The following is a 16,722-nucleotide window of genomic DNA, read 5'->3' as shown; positions in this document are numbered from 1 at the left end:
GTCAGGCTCCGGTTGGCGCGGGTTGGTGGGGGTACCGCCCGCTTGCGGGGGAGAAACGCACGTAGCCGTTCTGGTCGAGTTCGTCGGCGAGCTCCGAACCACCGGACTCGACGATGCGGCCGCCGACGAACACGTGCACGTATTCCGGGTGGATGTAGCGCAGGATGCGGGTGTAGTGCGTGATCAGCAGGATGCCGCCGTGCTGGGATTCGGCGTAGCGGTTCACCCCCTCGCTGACCACGCGCAGCGCGTCGACGTCCAGGCCGGAGTCGGTCTCGTCCAGGATGGCGATCTTGGGCTTGAGCAGTTCTAGCTGCAGGATCTCGTGGCGCTTCTTCTCGCCACCGGAGAAACCCTCGTTGACGCTGCGCTCGGCGAAGGCCGGGTCGATGTCGAGCGCGGCCATCGCGGCCTTGACCTCTTTGACCCAGTGCCGCAGTTTCGGCGGCTCGCCGCGAATGGCGGTTGCCGCCGAGCGCAGGAAGTTCGACATCGAGACACCGGGCACCTCGACGGGATATTGCATGGCCAGAAACAGGCCGGCCCGCGCACGTTCGTCGATGCTCATCGCCAGCACGTCCGCGCCGTCGAGGGTAATGGTGCCCGACGTCACGTGGTATTTGGGATGGCCCGCGATGGCGTAGGACAGCGTCGACTTGCCCGAGCCGTTGGGTCCCATCAAGGCATGTGTCTCACCGGATTTCACGGTGAGGTCGACGCCGCGCAGGATCGGGATCTCGTGGTCCGCCTCCGCGGGGTTCTCCACGCTGACGTGCAGGTCCTTAATTTCCAAAATGGTCATGAGACTGTTGTCTTTTCCGTTGATTCCGTGATTTCCAGCTCGTGTTCGATGGCTGCGGTCAGGCGCTCGCGTACCTCGGGCACCGCGATCTTGGCGATGATCTCACCGAAGAAGCCGCGGACCACCAGCCGGCGGGCCTGTGCTTCGGGAATACCGCGCGAACGCAGGTAGAACAATTGCTCATCGTCGAAGCGACCGGTGGCGCTGGCGTGTCCGGCGCCGACGATCTCGCCGGTCTCGATCTCCAGGTTGGGCACCGAGTCGGCACGCGCGCCGTCGGTGAGCACCAGGTTCCGGTTCACCTCGAAGGTGTCGGTGCCGGTGGCCTGCGCACGGATCAGCACGTCACCCACCCAGACCGTGTGTGCGTCGGGCAACGACGACGCCGGATCACCTTGCAGTGCACCCTTATACAGCACGTTCGACTTGCAGTCGGGGTGGGCGTGGTCCACCAGCAGCCGCGACTCCAGGTGCTGGCCGTCGTCGGCGAAATACAGCCCCAGCAGTTCCGCGTCCCCACCCGCACCGCAGAACCGCACGCCCGCCGACATTCGCACCACGTCGCCGCCCAACATGACGGTGACGTGGCGCAGCACCGCGTCCTTGCCGATCCGAGCATGGTGCGCGCTGAGGTGAACGGTGTTGTCGGCCCAGTCGGCGATCCACACGGCGGTCAGCCGAGCGGCGTCGTCGACAACGAACTCGACGTTGTCGGCGTAGGTTCCGCCGCCCCGGTGGTCGATGACCACGACCGCCTCGCCAAGCTCCTCGATACGCACCTGCAGGTGCCCATAGGCCACCGCGCCCTCCCCCGGCCCGGTCACGGTGATGCCTACCGGCTCGACGACCTGGGTGTCGCGCTCGACGGTGACCAGAGTCGCGGAGTTGAACGACGAAAACGCTTGGGCGGCAACGCGGTCGGTGGGTACGCCGCCCTCGCCCAGTCGTGGATCGCCGCGGCGCACGGTCTGGGTGTATACGCCCGGCCGCTCGCTGACCGTGATCGTGGCGCTACCGGTGGCCCGCGCGGAGCCGTCGTGCAGGCCACGCAGCCGCCGCAACGGGGTGAACCGCCAGATCTCGTCGCGGCCGTGCGGAACCTCGAACGCGTCCACGTCAAAGGAGGCGAACAGCTCGCCCTTGTTGTGTGCGATCCCCTCGACGGCTGCTGTCAGTCCCGGAGCCGTCATCCGACCGCGCCCTCCATCTGCAGCTCGATCAGCCGGTTGAGCTCCAGCGCGTACTCCATCGGCAGCTCCTTGGCGATCGGCTCGACGAAGCCGCGCACCACCATCGCCATCGCCTCGTCCTCGGTCAGCCCGCGGCTCATCAGGTAGAACAGCTGGTTCTCGCTGACCTTGGACACGGTGGCCTCGTGGCCCATGGTGACGTCGTCCTCGCGGATGTCGACGTAGGGGTAGGTGTCGCTGCGGCTGACCGTATCCACCAGCAGCGCATCGCATTTCACGCTGGACCGCGACCCATGCGCCCCCTTGTTGACCTGCACCAGGCCACGGTAGGAGGTGCGGCCGCCGCCGCGGGCCACCGACTTGGACACGATGTTGCTCGACGTGTTCGGCGCCAGGTGCAGCATCTTGGCGCCGGTGTCCTGGTGCTGGTCTTCGCCGGCGAACGCCACCGAGAGCACTTCGCCCTTGGCGTGCTCGCCGGTCATCCAGACCGCCGGGTACTTCATGGTCACCTTGGACCCGATGTTGCCGTCGATCCACTCCATGGTGGCCCCGGCTTCGGCGCGGGCCCGCTTGGTGACCAGGTTGTAGACGTTGTTCGACCAGTTCTGGATGGTGGTGTAACGCACGCGCGCATGGGGTTTCACGATGATCTCGACCACCGCTGAGTGCAATGAATCCGATTTGTAGATCGGTGCGGTGCAGTTGTGCACGGCGAACCCGTAGGCGAGGTAGCTGTCCGGATTCTCGACATCGAGGTTGTAGACGGGCTCATGTGCTTCGCGGACCGCTCGCTTCTTGATTGGCACCGCAAAGTAGTCGCCGCAGTCGCGGGCCTGCTTCGGTCCGCGGCCGCCCTCGGTCCACTGCACCTGGTAGATGTCCTTGCGAACGACGTTGCGGCCCATGATCACACCAGGGCCGCCCGGTCGGCGCAGTTCAACAGTGGCGTAGTGACCCAGACGCGCCAGGATGGACTGCAACTGGAACGCCCAGAGGCGCGATGTCGTATGTACCCGCTTCCACACCGCCCCGTTACGGCGCGTGACGTTGCCGTCTCCATTCACATAGGCGTCGACCAGCTCACGCAAGAACGTCTCGTCTTGACGCATCAACAGATCCGACAGCTTCTTATTCGACGATCCAATGCCGACGTTGTCGCGCATCGCCGCATAGCCCGCCTTCGTGTACACGGTGACGCGCGCCGAATGCTTGTGCTCCTCGATCAATACCGATCCCGACTTCTCGTACAGCGACTTGCACGCTTGGCGCACATCCTCGACGTACTCGAACTCATCGCTGTGGAACGAGAAGATCAGCGACTCACAGCCATTGGTGAGACACGCGTGACCCTCCGCCAGGTAGTAGCCCGCCAGGCGCGCAAACTCGAGCGGCAAAACCGTCCTGTGGGGGATCGGCTTCGGCTTGGGGTAGATCAGGAAGTCACCCTCGGCCACATCCTTCGCCGCGATCCATCGCGGCTCGGCGCTACGCAGCTTGGTGCTGTTGACTTCAGCCTTCCACCCATTGCGTTCCTTCCGCATAACACGCACCTCGTCGCGGGGAATAGCGAGAAGGGGGTGCTCGGCGGTGACAGAGAATGCGTTGGCAGGCGACATCGGTGTGAAGGTGAACAGCTCGCCATCGAGGTCACGCACCTGTACAGCGGTGACGCGGTGTGGCCGCCCGTCGTGGCCGGTGACGAAGTCACCGACGCGAATCGACTCGATGGGCCGCAAATCGCCGTCGGCGGTCGTGATGAGCTCGCCGGCGGGCAGGCAGCCCTCTACGTAGTGCACGTAAGAGCCCTCATCGGCGATGATCAGCGTCCGCTCGAACTGGCCCATGTTCTCGGTGTTGATTCGGAAGTAGGCCTGCAGCGGAATGTCGACGTGAACACCGGGCGGGACGTAAATAAAGGACCCACCACTCCAAACTGCAGTATTCAATGCAGAAAACTTATTATCGCCGGCAGGGATTACTGTACCGAAATATTCCTTGAAAATATCCGGGTGTTCTCGCAAACCAGTATCAGTGTCTAAAAATATGACTCCTTGAGCCTCCAGATCCTCTCTGATCTGGTGATATACAACTTCACTTTCGTATTGTGCGGCTACTCCAGCTACTAATCTCTGCTTCTCGGCCTCCGGGATTCCCAACCGGTCGTAGGTGTTGCGGATGTCCTCTGGCAAATCATCCCAGCTCGCGGCCTGCTTCTCGGTGGAGCGCACGAAGTACTTGATGTTGTCGAAATCGATGCCATCGAGGTTGGAGCCCCACTTCGGAATGGGCTTGCGGTCGAAAATGCGCAGCGCCTTCAGCCGCGACTGCAGCATCCAATCGGGCTCGTTCTTCTTCGCGGAGATGTCGCGGACCACCGCCTCGGAAAGCCCGCGCTGCGCGTTGGCACCCGCGACGTCGGAGTCCGCCCAGCCGTAGCCGTACCGGCCCAGCGACGCGATCGCCTCTTCCTGGGTCAGGGGAGCCTGGGTCGGGGGCTGGGCAACGCTCTTGCTGGCCTCTGGGGTGAGTGTCATCGGGACGCTCCTTCGGTGCTGGTGGCGGGTGGGCGCGGGCTGGGCGCCGGCGACAGGGGTACGTGGGTGGTGCAGGCGCAGTCTCCGTTGACGATGGTCGCCAACCGCTGGACGTGGGTGCCGAGCACCTCGGCCATGGCCTGCTGCTCGGTTTCGCACAATTCGGGGAATTCCTCGGCGACATGGGATACCGGGCAATGGTGCTGGCAGATTTGCACACCGTGAATCGGCCCGCCCACCCGCGTGGTGGTGGCGACGTAGCCGGCTTTGCTGAGCGCCGTTGCGATCCGCTCGGCGGCCGCCTCGAGCGCGGCGTCGTCGGGACCGTCGGCCGGCGCGACGTCGGCCAGGATGGCGTCGATACGGCGCCGGGCAAACGTCCGCACCGCCTCCTCGCCGCCGATCTCCCGCAGCTGCCGCATGGCCGCCGACGCCAGGTCGTCATAGGAGTGGTCGAGCTTGGCCCGGCCGGCCGCGGTCAGCCGGTAGCGCTTGGCGGGCCGCCCGCGTCCCACCTGCTGCCACGGCGCGGCCGCCGACGCTTCCGCGTCACCCGCCTCGATCAGCGCGTCCAGATGACGCCGCACACCGGCGGCCGACAGGCCCAGCCGGTCACCGATCTCGCCGGCGGTGATCGATCCGGATTCCAGCAGCAAGCGCACAATGGCCCGACGAGTGTGACCGTCCGAGACTGCCGCGGGGACAGTGGTAGAGACCGCCGGGATTTTCACAACATCAGTGTGACAAAATTCCGTTGATCGGTCTACCAGGGATGCCCTATGCGGCAGGGTTGTGCTGGTCACATTGAGATCGCCTAAGCAATTCCCGGGCATGCCGTTAGGCTGCACCAATGGCAGCCCGCCACCATACGCTGAGCTGGTCGATCGCCAGCCTGCATGGCGACGAGCAGGCGGTGGGTGCACCGCTGACCACTACCGAGCTCACCGCGCTGGCGCGCACCCGCCTGTTTGGGGCCACCGGCACCGTCCTGATGGCCATCGGCGCCCTGGGCGCCGGGGCCCGACCCGTCGTCCAGGACCCCACCTTCGGGGTCCGGCTGCTCAATCTGCCGTCACGAATCCAAACGGTGTCGTTGACCATGACCACGACCGGGGCGGTCATGATGGCGCTGGCCTGGCTGATGCTCGGCCGGTTCACGCTGGGCAGGCGGCGGATGTCGCGCGGCAAACTGGACCGCACCCTGCTGCTCTGGATGCTGCCGCTATTGATCGCACCACCGATGTACAGCAAGGATGTCTACTCATATCTAGCCCAAAGTGAGATCGGCAGGGACGGACTCGACCCTTACCGGGTGGGTCCGGCGTCCGGCTTGGGCCTCGGCCACGTGTTCACCCTGTCGGTGCCCAGCCTGTGGCGGGAGACACCGGCGCCATATGGTCCGCTGTTCTTGTGGATCGGCCGCGGAATCTCGTCGCTGACTGGGGAAAACATCGTCGCTGCCGTGCTCTGCCACCGGCTTGTGGTGTTGATCGGTGTGACCCTGATCGTGTGGGCGACCCCTCGGCTAGCTCAGCGCTGTGGCGTCGCCGAGGTCAGCGCGCTGTGGCTAGGCGCGGCCAATCCGCTGCTGATCATGCATTTGGTCGCCGGCATCCACAACGAAGCGCTGATGCTCGGGCTGATGCTGACCGGCGTCGAATTCGCGCTGCGCGGCCTTGATATGGCGAATACCCCACGCCCGTCGCCCGAAACCTGGCGGTTGGGCCCCGCCACAATACGGGCCAGCCGGCGGCCCGAGCTGGGGGCATCCCCGCGTGCGGGCGCGAGCCGGGCAGTCAAACCCCGTCCGGAATGGGGGCCCCTGGCCATGCTGCTGGCGGGTTCCATCCTGATCACGCTGTCGTCGCAAGTGAAGCTACCCTCGCTGCTGGCGATGGGCTTCGTCACGACAGTGCTGGCATACCGCTGGGGTGGCAACTTGCGAGCACTGCTGCTCGCCGCCGCTGTGATGGCGAGTCTAACGCTGGCGATAATGGCCATCCTGGGTTGGGCCAGCGGTCTCGGATTCGGCTGGATCAACACGCTGGGCACCGCCAATGTGGTGCGCAGCTGGATGTCGCCGCCGACACTGCTGGCCCTGGGCACCGGGCACGTCGGCATCCTGCTGGGCCTGGGTGATCACACCACCGCCGTGTTGTCACTCACCCGCGCCATCGGCGTGCTGATCATCACGGTGATGGTGTGCTGGCTGTTATTGGCCGTGCTCCGCGGCCGGCTGCACCCGATCGGCGGCCTGGGCGTTGCGCTAGCTGTCACCGTGCTGCTGTTTCCCGTCGTGCAGCCCTGGTACCTGCTGTGGGCGATAATTCCGCTGGCCGCCTGGGCAACCCGCCCGGGATTTCGGGTAGCGGCAATCCTGGCCACCCTCATCGTCGGAATTTTCGGTCCGACCGCCAATGGTGACCGCTTCGCGCTGTTTCAGATCGTGGATGCGACCGCGGCCAGCGCCATCATCGTGATCCTCCTGATTGCCCTGACCTACACCCGGTTACCATGGCGGCCACTTGCAGCCGAGCAAGTGGTCACCGCCGCGGAGTCGGCCAGCAAGACCCCTGCGACCCGCCGGCCGACGGCAGCGCCCGACGCCTACGCTGATTCCACGTGAGCCGCGCCGACGACGATGCAGAGCGAAGCGATGAGGAGGAGCGGCGCTCGTGAACCGCGCCGACGACGATGCAGAGCGAAGCGATGAGGAGGAGCGGCGCTCGTGAACCGCGCCCCAGACACCCCCGAGGTGGTACTGCGGCTTCGCGGGGTATGTAAGCGATACGGGTCAATAACCGCCGTTTCCAACCTCGATCTCGACGTGCATGACGCCGAAGTGATGGCGCTGCTGGGCCCCAACGGCGCGGGCAAGACCACGACCGTCGAGATGTGCGAGGGCTTCGTCCGCCCGGACGCCGGCAGCATTGAGGTACTTGGACTGGACCCGATCACCGACAACGCACGCCTGCGCGCACGCATCGGCGTGATGTTGCAGGGTGGCGGCGGCTACCCGGCGGCACGCGCCGGCGAAATGCTGGATCTGGTCGCGTCCTACGCCGCCAACCCGCTGGACCCGCACTGGCTACTGGACACCTTGGGTCTCACCGAGGCCGCCCGCACCACCTATCGACGGCTCTCCGGCGGGCAGCAGCAACGACTCGCGCTGGCCTGCGCGCTGGTCGGGCGTCCCCAACTGGTGTTCCTCGACGAGCCCACCGCGGGCATGGATGCCCATGCCCGGGTACTGGTGTGGGAGTTGATCGACGCGCTGCGCCGCGATGGCGTGACCGTGGTGCTGACCACGCATCATCTCAAGGAGGCCGAGGAACTCGCCGATCGGTTGGTGATCATCGACCACGGGGTGACGGTGGCCGCAGGCACACCGGCAGAACTGATGCGCAGCGGCGCCAAAGACCAGTTGCGGTTCACCGCGCCGCCGCGGCTCGACCTGTCGCTGCTGGCCTCGGCACTGCCCGAGGGCTACCAGGCCACCGAGCTGACCCCGGGCGAGTACCTGGTCGAAGGTCCGGTTGACCCGCAGGTGCTGGCGACGGTCACCGCGTGGTGCGCACAAATCGACGTGCTAGCCACCGACATGCGGGTCGAGCAACGCAGCCTCGAAGACGTGTTCCTGGATCTCACCGGCAGGAAGTTGCGGCAGTGACCCAAACCAATCGCCCCGCTTTTCCCGCGGGCACCTTCAGCCCGGACCCCCGCCCCAACGCCGTCCCCCTGATGCTTGCCGCACAGTTCAGCCTGGAATTGAAGCTGCTGTTACGCAACGGCGAGCAACTGCTGTTGACCATGTTCATCCCGATCACCCTGCTGGTCGGGCTGACTTTGCTGCCGATGGGCTCGTTCGGCCACAACCGCGCCGCCACCTTTGTTCCGGTCATCATGGCGCTTGCGGTGATCTCCACCGCATTCACCGGGCAAGCCATCGCGGTCGCGTTCGATCGCCGCTACGGCGCCCTCAAACGACTCGGTGCTACCCCGCTGCCGGTTTGGGGGATCATCGCCGGCAAGTCGCTGGCAGTGGTTGCCGTGGTGTTCTTGCAGGCCATCATCTTGGGCGCCATCGGCTTTGCGCTCGGCTGGCGGCCGGCGCTGACGGCCCTGACATTGGGCGCCGGGATCATCGCGCTGGGTACCGCGGGCTTTGCGGCGCTCGGCCTGCTACTCGGCGGCACCTTGCGAGCCGAGATCGTTCTCGCCGTCGCCAACCTGATGTGGTTCGTATTCGCCGGTTTCGGTGCGCTGACCTTGGAGTCGAACGTGATCCCGACGGCGTTCAAATGGGTGGCTCGGGTTACCCCGTCGGGCGCGCTCACCGAGGCGCTGTCGCAGGCCATGACCGTGTCGGTGGACTGGTTCGGGATCGTCGTCCTAGCGGTGTGGGGCGCGCTGGCCGCACTGGCCGCACTGCGCTGGTTCCGGTTCACCTGAACCGGCCGCCCGGCTTCGCGACACTGCAACCACGCACAAGACACGCCGACGCATCGGTGCGTGGTTGCAGTTTCGACACCGGTCCGCCCGTACTACAGCGTGTAGTTTTTGGTGCCTTACGATCGGGCGGTGTCTCCCAGCCTGCGTGTCCAGCGGGTCATCGCCGCAATCGTCATCCTCACCCAGGGCGGCATCGCCGTCACCGGGGCAATCGTCCGGGTTACCGCCTCAGGCCTGGGGTGTCCGACCTGGCCGCAGTGTTTTCCGGGTAGCTTCACCCCGGTGGTGGTCGCCGAGGTGCCGCGGGTCCATCAGGCGGTCGAGTTCGGCAACCGGATGGTCACGTTTGCGGTGGTGATAGCCGCGGCACTGGCCGTGCTGGTCGTCACCCGGGCGCGCCGGCGCACGGAAGTCCTGGCCTACGCGTGGCTGATGCCGGTGTCGACGGTGGTGCAGGCGATGATCGGTGGCATCACCGTACGCACCGGGCTGCTGTGGTGGACGGTGGCCATCCACCTGCTGGCGTCGATGACGATGGTGTGGCTGGCGGTGCTGCTCTACGTCAAGATCGGCCAGCCCGATGACGGAGTCGTCCACGAACTGGTGGTCAGCCCGTTGCGTGCGCTCACGGCGCTCAGCGCGCTGAACCTGGCCGCGGTGCTGGTGACGGGCACGCTAGTCACGGCGGCAGGCCCGCACGCGGGAGATCGCAGCCCCAGCCGGACCGTGCCGCGGCTGAAAGTCGAAATCACCACCTTGGTGCATATGCATTCGTCGCTGTTGGTTGCCTACCTTGCGCTGCTGATCGGGTTGGGTTTCGGGCTGCTGGCCGTGGGTGCCACCCGGGCGATTCTGGTGCGACTCGCCGTGCTGCTCGCCCTGGTTGCCACGCAAGCCGCCGTCGGTACCACGCAATACTTCACCGGGGTACCCGCCGCCCTGGTCGCCATTCACGTGGCCGGTGCCGCGGCGGTTACGGCGGCCACCGCCGCGCTATGGGCGTCGATGGGAGAACGGGCCCAGCCCCAGCCGCTCCAACGCTGACTGGACGCATAGCGCGAAGTCACGCTGGGCAAGATTGCGGATGTCTGGGTCCAGCCACTGCCAGCCCAGCGACGGGTCCACCAATTGCAATTCCAGCAACCGGGGATCTCGGCTTCCACCTGTGATGTGGGCCCGCGCGTAGAGCAGCTCACCTGGGTCAACACCCACCTGCGCGGCCGCGCCGGCCACGGCGGCCGCACCCACGTCCCAGATTTCGAAGTCGGGCTCGGTCTGGCGCCAAGTGTCGGCCTGCTTGGTAAACGCATGCGACGGCTCACCGCCAAGGAAGACCAACACGGTCTCGTCACCGGAACCTCCGGGCTGAACGAGCACCGCCTGGCCGGCCGCGTGCAGTTGCGCGACGAACTCGGCAGCGAACCGGGCACTACAGCGCCGTGTCCCGGTACCGATGGTCGGACCGACGAAGACCTGGCCTTTGCGTGGCAACCGGACCGGCTCTCCCGGCACATACACCTCGCCGGGCACGGTCGGCACCCCCCGATCCATCAGGTCACGTAGGTAACGGCGCTCGACATTCCAGGCCACCACCGGCCGCGAGTTCAGCAGATTGGCCACGCGGGTAGTCCAGGCCAAAAACTCGTCGAGCCGCGCGGGGTAATCGCGGGTAGCCCGCAAAATCACCAGATCCGCGTGGACTATTTCGGGATCGTCCCAAGACAGCCAACCAGCATGCAAGCCGCGGTGGCGCAGGGCCGCAACCAGCCCAGCATCGTCGCCGTCACCGGCGGGCTGCTGTGGCCAACCCGCCAAAACGACGCGCGGATGGAAGACGTCCGGCCGGGCAAGCTTCATGCCCGGGCATGATAGCCACATGCACGCAATCGAAGTCACCGAAACCGGCGGGCCAGGCGTCTTACGCCACGTCGACCAGCCGCAACCTCAACCCGGCCACGGCGAGCTCCTGATCAAGGCCGAGGCCATCGGTGTCAACTTCATCGACACCTACTTCCGCTCCGGGCAATATCCGCGCGAACTCCCGTTCGTCATCGGCTCCGAGGTATGCGGCACGGTGGAGGCCGTCGGCCCAGGGGTTACCGCAGCCGACACCGCCATCAGCGTCGGCGACCGCGTGGTCAGCGCCTCAGCCAACGGCGCCTACGCCGAATTCTGCACAGCGCCAGCATCTCTGACCGCCAAGGTCCCCGACGACGTCACGTCTGAGGTAGCGGCTTCGGCGCTGCTGAAGGGCCTGACGGCGCATTACCTACTGAAGTCGGTGTACCCGGTGAAGCGTGGTGACACCGTCTTGGTGCATGCTGGCGCCGGCGGCGTCGGCTTGATCCTGACACAATGGGCCACTCACCTGGGGGTGCGGGTGATCACCACCGTTTCGACGGCGGAGAAGGCCAAGCTGTCCAAGGATGCCGGCGCGGACGTGGTTCTCGACTACCCGGAGGATGCCTGGCAGTTCGCCGGGCGGGTTCGCGAACTGACCGGCGGCACCGGTGTGCAAGCCGTTTACGACGGTGTCGGCGCCACCACCTTCGACGCCAGCCTAGCCAGCCTGGCTGTCCGCGGGACATTAGCACTGTTCGGCGCCGCCAGCGGTCCGGTTCCACCGGTCGATCCGCAGCGCCTCAATGCCGCCGGATCGGTGTACCTCACCCGTCCCTCGCTGTTCCACTTCACCCGCACCGGCGAGGAGTTCAGCTGGCGGGCCGCTGAGCTGTTCGACGCGATCGGCAGCGAAGCGATCACCGTGGCGGTCGGCGGACGTTACCCGCTGGCCGACGCCTTGCGCGCCCATCAGGACCTGGAGGCTCGCAAGACGGTCGGCTCGGTCGTGCTGCTGCCGTAGCGTAGCGGTCTGTGCTGCGCTGTCTTGCTAACGCATCTTGGTGCCATTCGACTCTTTCTTTGCCGGAGGATCGCTGGTTGGCTTCTCCCGCCACTGCTGGGCTTCGAGTGCGACGGCGACGTGAATGGTGGTGTCGGCGAGAGGGCGGGGCAGAAGTCGTTGCGCGGTCTCGAGTCGGTTCATCAAGGTGTTGCGGTGGGTGAAGAGAAGTCTCGCGGCCCGAGAAGCGTTGCACTGCTGGTTGATGAAGGTCAATAGCGTCGTTTTCAGAGCCGGGCTGGCCGACTCGAGGTTTCCGAGGGTGCGTTGGATGAAGTCGTCGGCACCCTCGGCGTTTTCGGTGAGCAACGCGACCATCTCGACGTCGGTGAAAAAGGCGACTCGGTGCGGTGATTCCAGCCGGATAATCATCCGAGCGGTGGTGAGTGCGTCTCGGTGGCTGCGCCGGAACCCCTCGATTCCCGGCGCGGTGGCCCCGATGGCGATACGCGCGTCGGGTATGTCATGGAGCACCTCGTGAATCAGGTCGATGTCAAACCCGGGGGCGTCTTTTACCCACACCCAGCGAGTCGCGGCGCCGGCTACCACGACCAGCGGGTGCGGGCATCCGCCGGCATGGCCGAACGCGTCGGCGACTCGGTCCAGGTGGCTGTGGTCGCCCTGGGCCTGGTCACCCCAGATGACGGCGGCGGTGTGGGATCGGTCGAGAGGGTAGCCCAATCGCGCTTCGGCGTGCTCACGGCTGATGGGGGCACCGTCGATGAGCAGCTGGACGATTTTGCGGCGTTCGGCAGGAACGTCGCGGGTGAGCTTGTCGCGTTCCAATTGCATCTCGGTGGTGATGCCCGCAAGGGTGGTGTCGACGAACTCGTTGGCTGTCCGAAATGGCACATCCAGTAATTCGTGCAACTCGTCGGGGTCGGAGGTCAGTCCGAACGCGATGTCCGTCCAGCGCCGCCAGGCCACGTTTTGTCCGATGCGGTAGATGTCGAGGGCCAAGGCATCTAAACCGACGCGCACGAGATCACGGGCCATGCGCAGCGGCTCGGGACCAAGGTTCGCGGGCACCGGGGCGCCGGGATTGCGCAGGTTGGCGGCCGCGAAATGGATGAGATGCGCCCGATTGGAACGCTTGACAACGGTGGCCAGGGCGGGGTCGGCAGCGATGGATGGGTTGGCGGCCAGAATGGCACGGTCGAATTCGTCGAGCCATTCCTGGGTCGGGTTGAGGGCGATTCGCGCTGCCTCGCGGATCAGCTCATGTATTCGCGGTGAGGTTTCCCGCAATGCCACGAGCCGATAGTAGGGCGAATGTGCACTGTGCACAGCAGATTCGTGCTGGTTATGGGGATTTTGACCTGGAATCGGACAAGGTGGCGGCGCGACCCTTATCTGGCAGGAGTGTGACCTGCCGAAGGGGCAGGGGCGTGGCGGGTGGACTGTGATGTCGTTGGTGATCGTAACCCCGGAGACGGTGGCCGCGGCGGCCTCGGATGTGGCGCGCATCGGGTCATCGATCGGTGTAGCCAACAGCGCGGCGGCGGGGTCAACCACCAGCGTGCTGGCCGCGGGCGCCGATGAGGTGTCGGCGGCGATCGCGACGCTGTTTGGCAGCCATGCTCGGGAGTATCAGGCGATCAGCACGCAGGTGGCAGCGTTTCATGACCGATTTGCGCAGACGTTAAGCGCCGCGGTCGGCTCGTATGTCAGCGCGGAGGCGACCAACGCCGCACCGTTGGCGACGCTGGAGCACAACGTGCTCAATGCCCTCAATGCGCCCACCCAGGCGTTGCTGGGTCGCCCGTTGATCGGTGATGGGGCGGCTGGAGCACCCGGCACCGGGCAGGCCGGCGGGGCCGGCGGGATCTTGTGGGGCAACGGTGGGGCCGGCGGCTCGGGCGCGCCCGGCCAAGTCGGCGGGGCCGGCGGGGCCGCCGGGTTGTTCGGCACCGGCGGGGCCGGTGGGGCCGGTGGGGCCGGCGCCGCCGGTGGGGCCGGGGGTAGCGGCGGCTGGCTGCTGGGCAATGGTGGAGTCGGCGGGGCCGGCGGGCAGAGCCTGCTGGGCGGGGCAACCGGCGGGGCCGGCGGCAACGCCGGACTGTTCGGGGTCGGCGGAACCGGCGGGCCCGGCGGGCCCGGCGGGCCCGGCGGGGTCGGCGGTACCGGTGGTGCCGGTGGCCTGGGCGGGACCCTCTACGGGGCCGGCGGGCACGGAGGTGCCGGCGGGCCCGGCCCGATCGGTGGTGTGGGTGGACACGGCGGTGTCGGGGGTGCGGCCGGGCTGTTGGGCGTGGGCGGGCACGGTGGTGCCGGCGGACACGGCGCGGAGGGTGTGGCCGGCGCAGCCGGTGAGGACTTGTCCCCGCACGGTACGTCCGGTGGGGTCGGCGGCGACGCCGGCGATGGCGGCACCGGAGGGCGGGGCGGCTGGCTGGCCGGCGCCGGTGGGGCCGGCGGGGCCGGTGGGGTTGGCGGGACCGGCGGGGCCGGCGGGGCCGGATTTTCTCGTGCCTTGATTGTCGCTGGGGATAACGGCGGTGATGGTGGTAACGGCGGGATGGGCGGGGCTGGCGGGGCTGGCGGCCCCGGCGGGGCCGGCGGCCTGATCAGCCTGCTGGGCGGCCAAGGCGCCGGCGGGGCCGGCGGGACCGGCGGCGCTGGTGGCGTCGGCGGTGACCGCGGAGCCGGCGGCCCCGGCAACCAGGCCTTCAACGCAGGTGCCGGCGGGGCCGGCGGCCATGGCGGTGACCCCGGCGCCGGCGGGGCCGGAGGCACCGGCGGAGCCGGCTCCATCACCGGCGCTCAGGGCGCCATCGGCGCCACCCCCACCAGCGGCGGCAACGGCGGGGCCGGCGGCAACGGCGCCAACGCCACCACCGCGGGCACCAACGGCGCCAACGGCGGACCCGGCGGCCATGGCGGGCTGGTCGGCAACGGCGGCGCCGGCGGCAACGGCGCCAACGGCGCCGCAGGGACGAACGCGAGCGATTCGGGCGCAGTCGGTGGCAAAGGCAATAGCGGCGGCAACGGCGGCCAGGGCGGCGCCGGCGGCGACGGCGGAACTCTCGCCGGCAATGGCGGGGCCGGTGGGACTGGCGGCCGCGGCGCAGACGGCGGGCTCGGTGGTAGTGGTGCCGAGGGTGCCAATGCCACCACCGCGGGCGAGCGTGGCCAGGACGGTGGTAAAGGCGGCAACGGTGGGGTCGGCGGGACCGGCGGCAACGCCGTCGCACCCGGTGCCAACGGCGGCCATGGCGGCAACGGCGGCAATCCTGGCTTCAGCGGCGCTGGCGGGCTCGGGGGGCTCAGCGGTGACGGCGTGACCCGCGCCGCGCAGGGTGCGACCCCCGACTTTGCAGACACCGGGGGCAAAGGCGGCAACGGCGGTAACGGCGCCAACGCCGTTGCACCCGGCGGCACCGGCGCCAGTGGCGGAGCCGGCGGGAACGCTGGGGCTGGCGGCAAGGGCGGGGAAAACATCATCGGCGATGGCGGCGGCGGAAACGGCGGGGCCGGCGGCAAGGGCGGCGCCGGCACCCTGCTAGGTCTCACGGTATTTGGCGACAATGGCGGCGCCGGCGTCCTCGGCGACTCGACGGACCCAGATGGCAGCGGCGGTGCTGGTGGCGCGGGCGGCGCCGGTGGCGCCGGTGGCGATCCAACCATCTGACTACGTTGGCCGAGCAGGGCCGGCACCGCAGCGGAACTGGGCCCCCAATCAGTGCAGCGTGGGCAGCGCGATCACCGAGTCGACGGCCAGTGCGCAGAACACCACCGCCAGATAGTTGTTCGACTGCAGAAACAGCCGCAGCGGCCTGACCGGCTCGCCGGCGCGCACCCCGGCATACAACTGGTGGGCCATCGTCAGGAACCACCCACCGGCCACCAGGGCCACCGCGCCGTAAAGCCAACTGGTCGCCAACGCCAGCACCAGCGTCGCGGCCACGGTCAGCCAGGTGTAGATCAAGATCTGCTTGGTGACCTGACGCTCGGTCGCCACCGCCGGCAGCATCGGCACCCCGGCCACTTGGTAGTCCTGCTTGTAGCGCATCGCCAATGCCCAGGTGTGTGGCGGCGTCCAGAAGAAGATGATCGCGAACATCGCCAGCGCCGGCCAGGCTATGGTGCCGGTGATGGCCGACCAGCCGATCATCACCGGCATACAGCCGGCCGCCCCACCCCACACCACGTTCTGTGACGTGCGTCGCTTGAGCCAAAGCGTGTAGACGAACACATAAAACGCGACGGTGACCAGGGCCAGCACCCCCGCCAGCAGGTTCGTGGCGCACCATAGCCAGAAGAACGAGATCACCGTCAACGTCAACCCGAGTGCCAACGCGTTTCGGGTCGGCACCGCTTCCCGCGCCAAGGGCCGGCGCGCGGTTCGCTTCATCACCTTGTCGATATCGGCGTCGGCGACGCAGTTGAGCGTGTTGGCGCCGGCGGCGGCCATCATCCCGCCGACGAGCGTGTTGAGCATGAGCAGCGGATGAATGGCGCCGCGGTCGGCCAGCAGCATCGCCGGTATCGCGGTGACCAACAGCAGCTCGATGACTCGCGGCTTGGTTAACGCCAGGTAGGCCAGCAGGGTGCTCATTGCCCTACCAGTCACTCGGCGCGGCGCGACGCGCCCGCGAACGTTCACGCACTAACTCCTCGGGAATCGCAGCCGCGCGCAGCTTCTACTACGCACGATGGTAGACCGGGTAACTGTGGCAGCAGAGCCGCAGGGTCGATTCACACGACTTCGCCGGCATATCGGCACCGCTCGCCAGCCCGAACCGCGGTCAGGACAATTTTCACACCAGCCCGATGAAAATCGCTATCTGGGATTGATCAGTGTGACGCCCTAAGGATTGGGCCCGAAGACCAACCGTT

Annotated in this window: 13 protein-coding genes and 3 other annotated features; of the genes, 6 read left to right on the top strand and 7 right to left on the bottom strand. The window is 67.3% G+C overall.

The window, feature by feature from the left end:
• Nucleotide 1: 1 nt before the first annotated feature.
• Genes Rv1463 through Rv1460 form a run of 4 tightly spaced genes read right to left on the bottom strand, consistent with a single transcriptional unit; the run spans nt 2 to nt 5,332 of the window.
• The gene (locus Rv1463) at nt 2–802 is read right to left on the bottom strand and encodes an ABC transporter ATP-binding protein (protein ID NP_215979.1); all 801 of its coding nucleotides are present in this window, start codon (nt 800–802) and stop codon (nt 2–4) included.
• Complete coding sequence (locus Rv1462; protein NP_215978.1) at nt 799–1,992, bottom strand: hypothetical protein; 1,194 nt, start codon at nt 1,990–1,992, stop codon at nt 799–801. The genes Rv1463 and Rv1462 overlap by 4 nt, the downstream gene beginning before the upstream one ends.
• A complete protein-coding gene (locus tag Rv1461; protein NP_215977.1) occupies nt 1,989–4,529 on the bottom strand; it encodes a hypothetical protein in 2,541 nt (846 codons plus the stop codon). The genes Rv1462 and Rv1461 overlap by 4 nt, the downstream gene beginning before the upstream one ends.
• A complete protein-coding gene (locus Rv1460; protein ID NP_215976.2) occupies nt 4,526–5,332 on the bottom strand; it encodes a transcriptional regulator in 807 nt (268 codons plus the stop codon). The genes Rv1461 and Rv1460 overlap by 4 nt, the downstream gene beginning before the upstream one ends.
• Nucleotides 5,333–5,379: 47 nt before the next feature.
• On the opposite strand from Rv1460, the gene Rv1459c reads away from it, so the two are divergent.
• From Rv1459c to Rv1456c, 4 genes are all read left to right on the top strand, one after another.
• Nucleotides 5,380–7,155 (top strand): alpha-(1->6)-mannopyranosyltransferase, encoded by a 1,776-nt coding sequence (locus Rv1459c; RefSeq protein ID NP_215975.1) that lies wholly within the window; start codon nt 5,380–5,382, stop codon nt 7,153–7,155.
• Nucleotides 7,154–7,204, top strand: a repeat region (51 bp Mycobacterial Interspersed Repetitive Unit,Class II). (Overlaps the previous gene by 2 nt.)
• Nucleotides 7,205–7,257, top strand: a repeat region (53 bp Mycobacterial Interspersed Repetitive Unit,Class II).
• Nucleotides 7,258–8,199, top strand: coding sequence for an antibiotic ABC transporter ATP-binding protein (locus tag Rv1458c; RefSeq protein ID NP_215974.1), 942 nt, complete (start codon nt 7,258–7,260; stop codon nt 8,197–8,199).
• Nucleotides 8,196–8,981 carry an antibiotic ABC transporter permease gene (locus Rv1457c; RefSeq protein NP_215973.1) on the top strand — a complete coding sequence of 262 codons (786 nt, stop codon included), beginning with the start codon at nt 8,196–8,198 and terminating at the stop codon, nt 8,979–8,981. Before Rv1458c ends, Rv1457c begins: the two co-directional genes overlap by 4 nt.
• A gap of 111 nt (nt 8,982–9,092) precedes the next feature.
• The gene (locus Rv1456c) at nt 9,093–10,025 is read left to right on the top strand and encodes an antibiotic ABC transporter permease (protein NP_215972.1); all 933 of its coding nucleotides are present in this window, start codon (nt 9,093–9,095) and stop codon (nt 10,023–10,025) included.
• Here the strand turns inward: Rv1456c and Rv1455 are convergent.
• Entirely contained in the window at nt 9,975–10,838 is an 864-nt protein-coding gene (locus Rv1455; protein ID NP_215971.1) for a hypothetical protein, read from the bottom strand. The two genes, Rv1456c and Rv1455, sit on opposite strands and share 51 nt — an antisense overlap.
• Nucleotides 10,839–10,857: 19 nt before the next feature.
• Here Rv1455 and qor point away from each other — a divergent pair, with 19 nt between their 5' ends.
• Nucleotides 10,858–11,844 carry a quinone reductase gene (gene qor, locus Rv1454c; RefSeq protein NP_215970.1) on the top strand — a complete coding sequence of 329 codons (987 nt, stop codon included), beginning with the start codon at nt 10,858–10,860 and terminating at the stop codon, nt 11,842–11,844.
• A gap of 27 nt (nt 11,845–11,871) precedes the next feature.
• Here the strand turns inward: qor and Rv1453 are convergent, their stop codons facing one another.
• Nucleotides 11,872–13,137, bottom strand: a complete 1,266-nt coding sequence (locus Rv1453; protein NP_215969.2) for a transcriptional activator protein — start codon at nt 13,135–13,137, stop codon at nt 11,872–11,874.
• Nucleotides 13,126–14,385, top strand: a repeat region (1260 bp imperfect direct repeat 1, second copy at 1633531..1634790). Its footprint overlaps the gene before it by 12 nt.
• Between Rv1453 and PE_PGRS28 the strand changes: the two genes are divergently transcribed.
• Nucleotides 13,289–15,514: a PE-PGRS family protein PE_PGRS28 gene (PE_PGRS28, locus tag Rv1452c; protein YP_177813.1), complete on the top strand. Its 2,226-nt coding sequence runs from the start codon at nt 13,289–13,291 to the stop codon at nt 15,512–15,514. (Overlaps the previous feature by 1,097 nt.)
• Before the next feature lie 48 nt (nt 15,515–15,562).
• Here PE_PGRS28 and Rv1451 read toward each other — a convergent pair whose 3' ends face one another.
• Nucleotides 15,563–16,489, bottom strand: a complete 927-nt coding sequence (locus Rv1451; protein ID NP_215967.1) for a protoheme IX farnesyltransferase — start codon at nt 16,487–16,489, stop codon at nt 15,563–15,565.
• Between the last annotated feature and the right edge of the window lie 233 nt (nt 16,490–16,722).

Source organism: Mycobacterium tuberculosis H37Rv (assembly GCF_000195955.2).
GTDB classification, from domain to species: Bacteria; Actinomycetota; Actinomycetes; order Mycobacteriales; family Mycobacteriaceae; genus Mycobacterium; species Mycobacterium tuberculosis.
The sequence above is the reverse complement of the archived record's forward strand: the minus strand, read 5'-3'. Positions and strand labels throughout refer to the sequence as shown.

What these genes read in the sequence shown, in the direction of transcription:
- Rv1463 (NP_215979.1), bottom strand. Translation starts at nt 802, where the DNA reads ATGACCATTTTGGAAATTAAGGACCTGCACGTCAGCGTGGAGAACCCC.
- Rv1462 (NP_215978.1), bottom strand. Translation starts at nt 1,992, where the DNA reads ATGACGGCTCCGGGACTGACAGCAGCCGTCGAGGGGATCGCACACAAC.
- Rv1461 (NP_215977.1), bottom strand. Translation starts at nt 4,529, where the DNA reads ATGACACTCACCCCAGAGGCCAGCAAGAGCGTTGCCCAGCCCCCGACC.
- Rv1459c (NP_215975.1), top strand. Translation starts at nt 5,380, where the DNA reads ATGGCAGCCCGCCACCATACGCTGAGCTGGTCGATCGCCAGCCTGCAT.
- Rv1455 (NP_215971.1), bottom strand. Translation starts at nt 10,838, where the DNA reads ATGAAGCTTGCCCGGCCGGACGTCTTCCATCCGCGCGTCGTTTTGGCG.
- qor (NP_215970.1), top strand. Translation starts at nt 10,858, where the DNA reads ATGCACGCAATCGAAGTCACCGAAACCGGCGGGCCAGGCGTCTTACGC.
- PE_PGRS28 (YP_177813.1), top strand. Translation starts at nt 13,289, where the DNA reads ATGTCGTTGGTGATCGTAACCCCGGAGACGGTGGCCGCGGCGGCCTCG.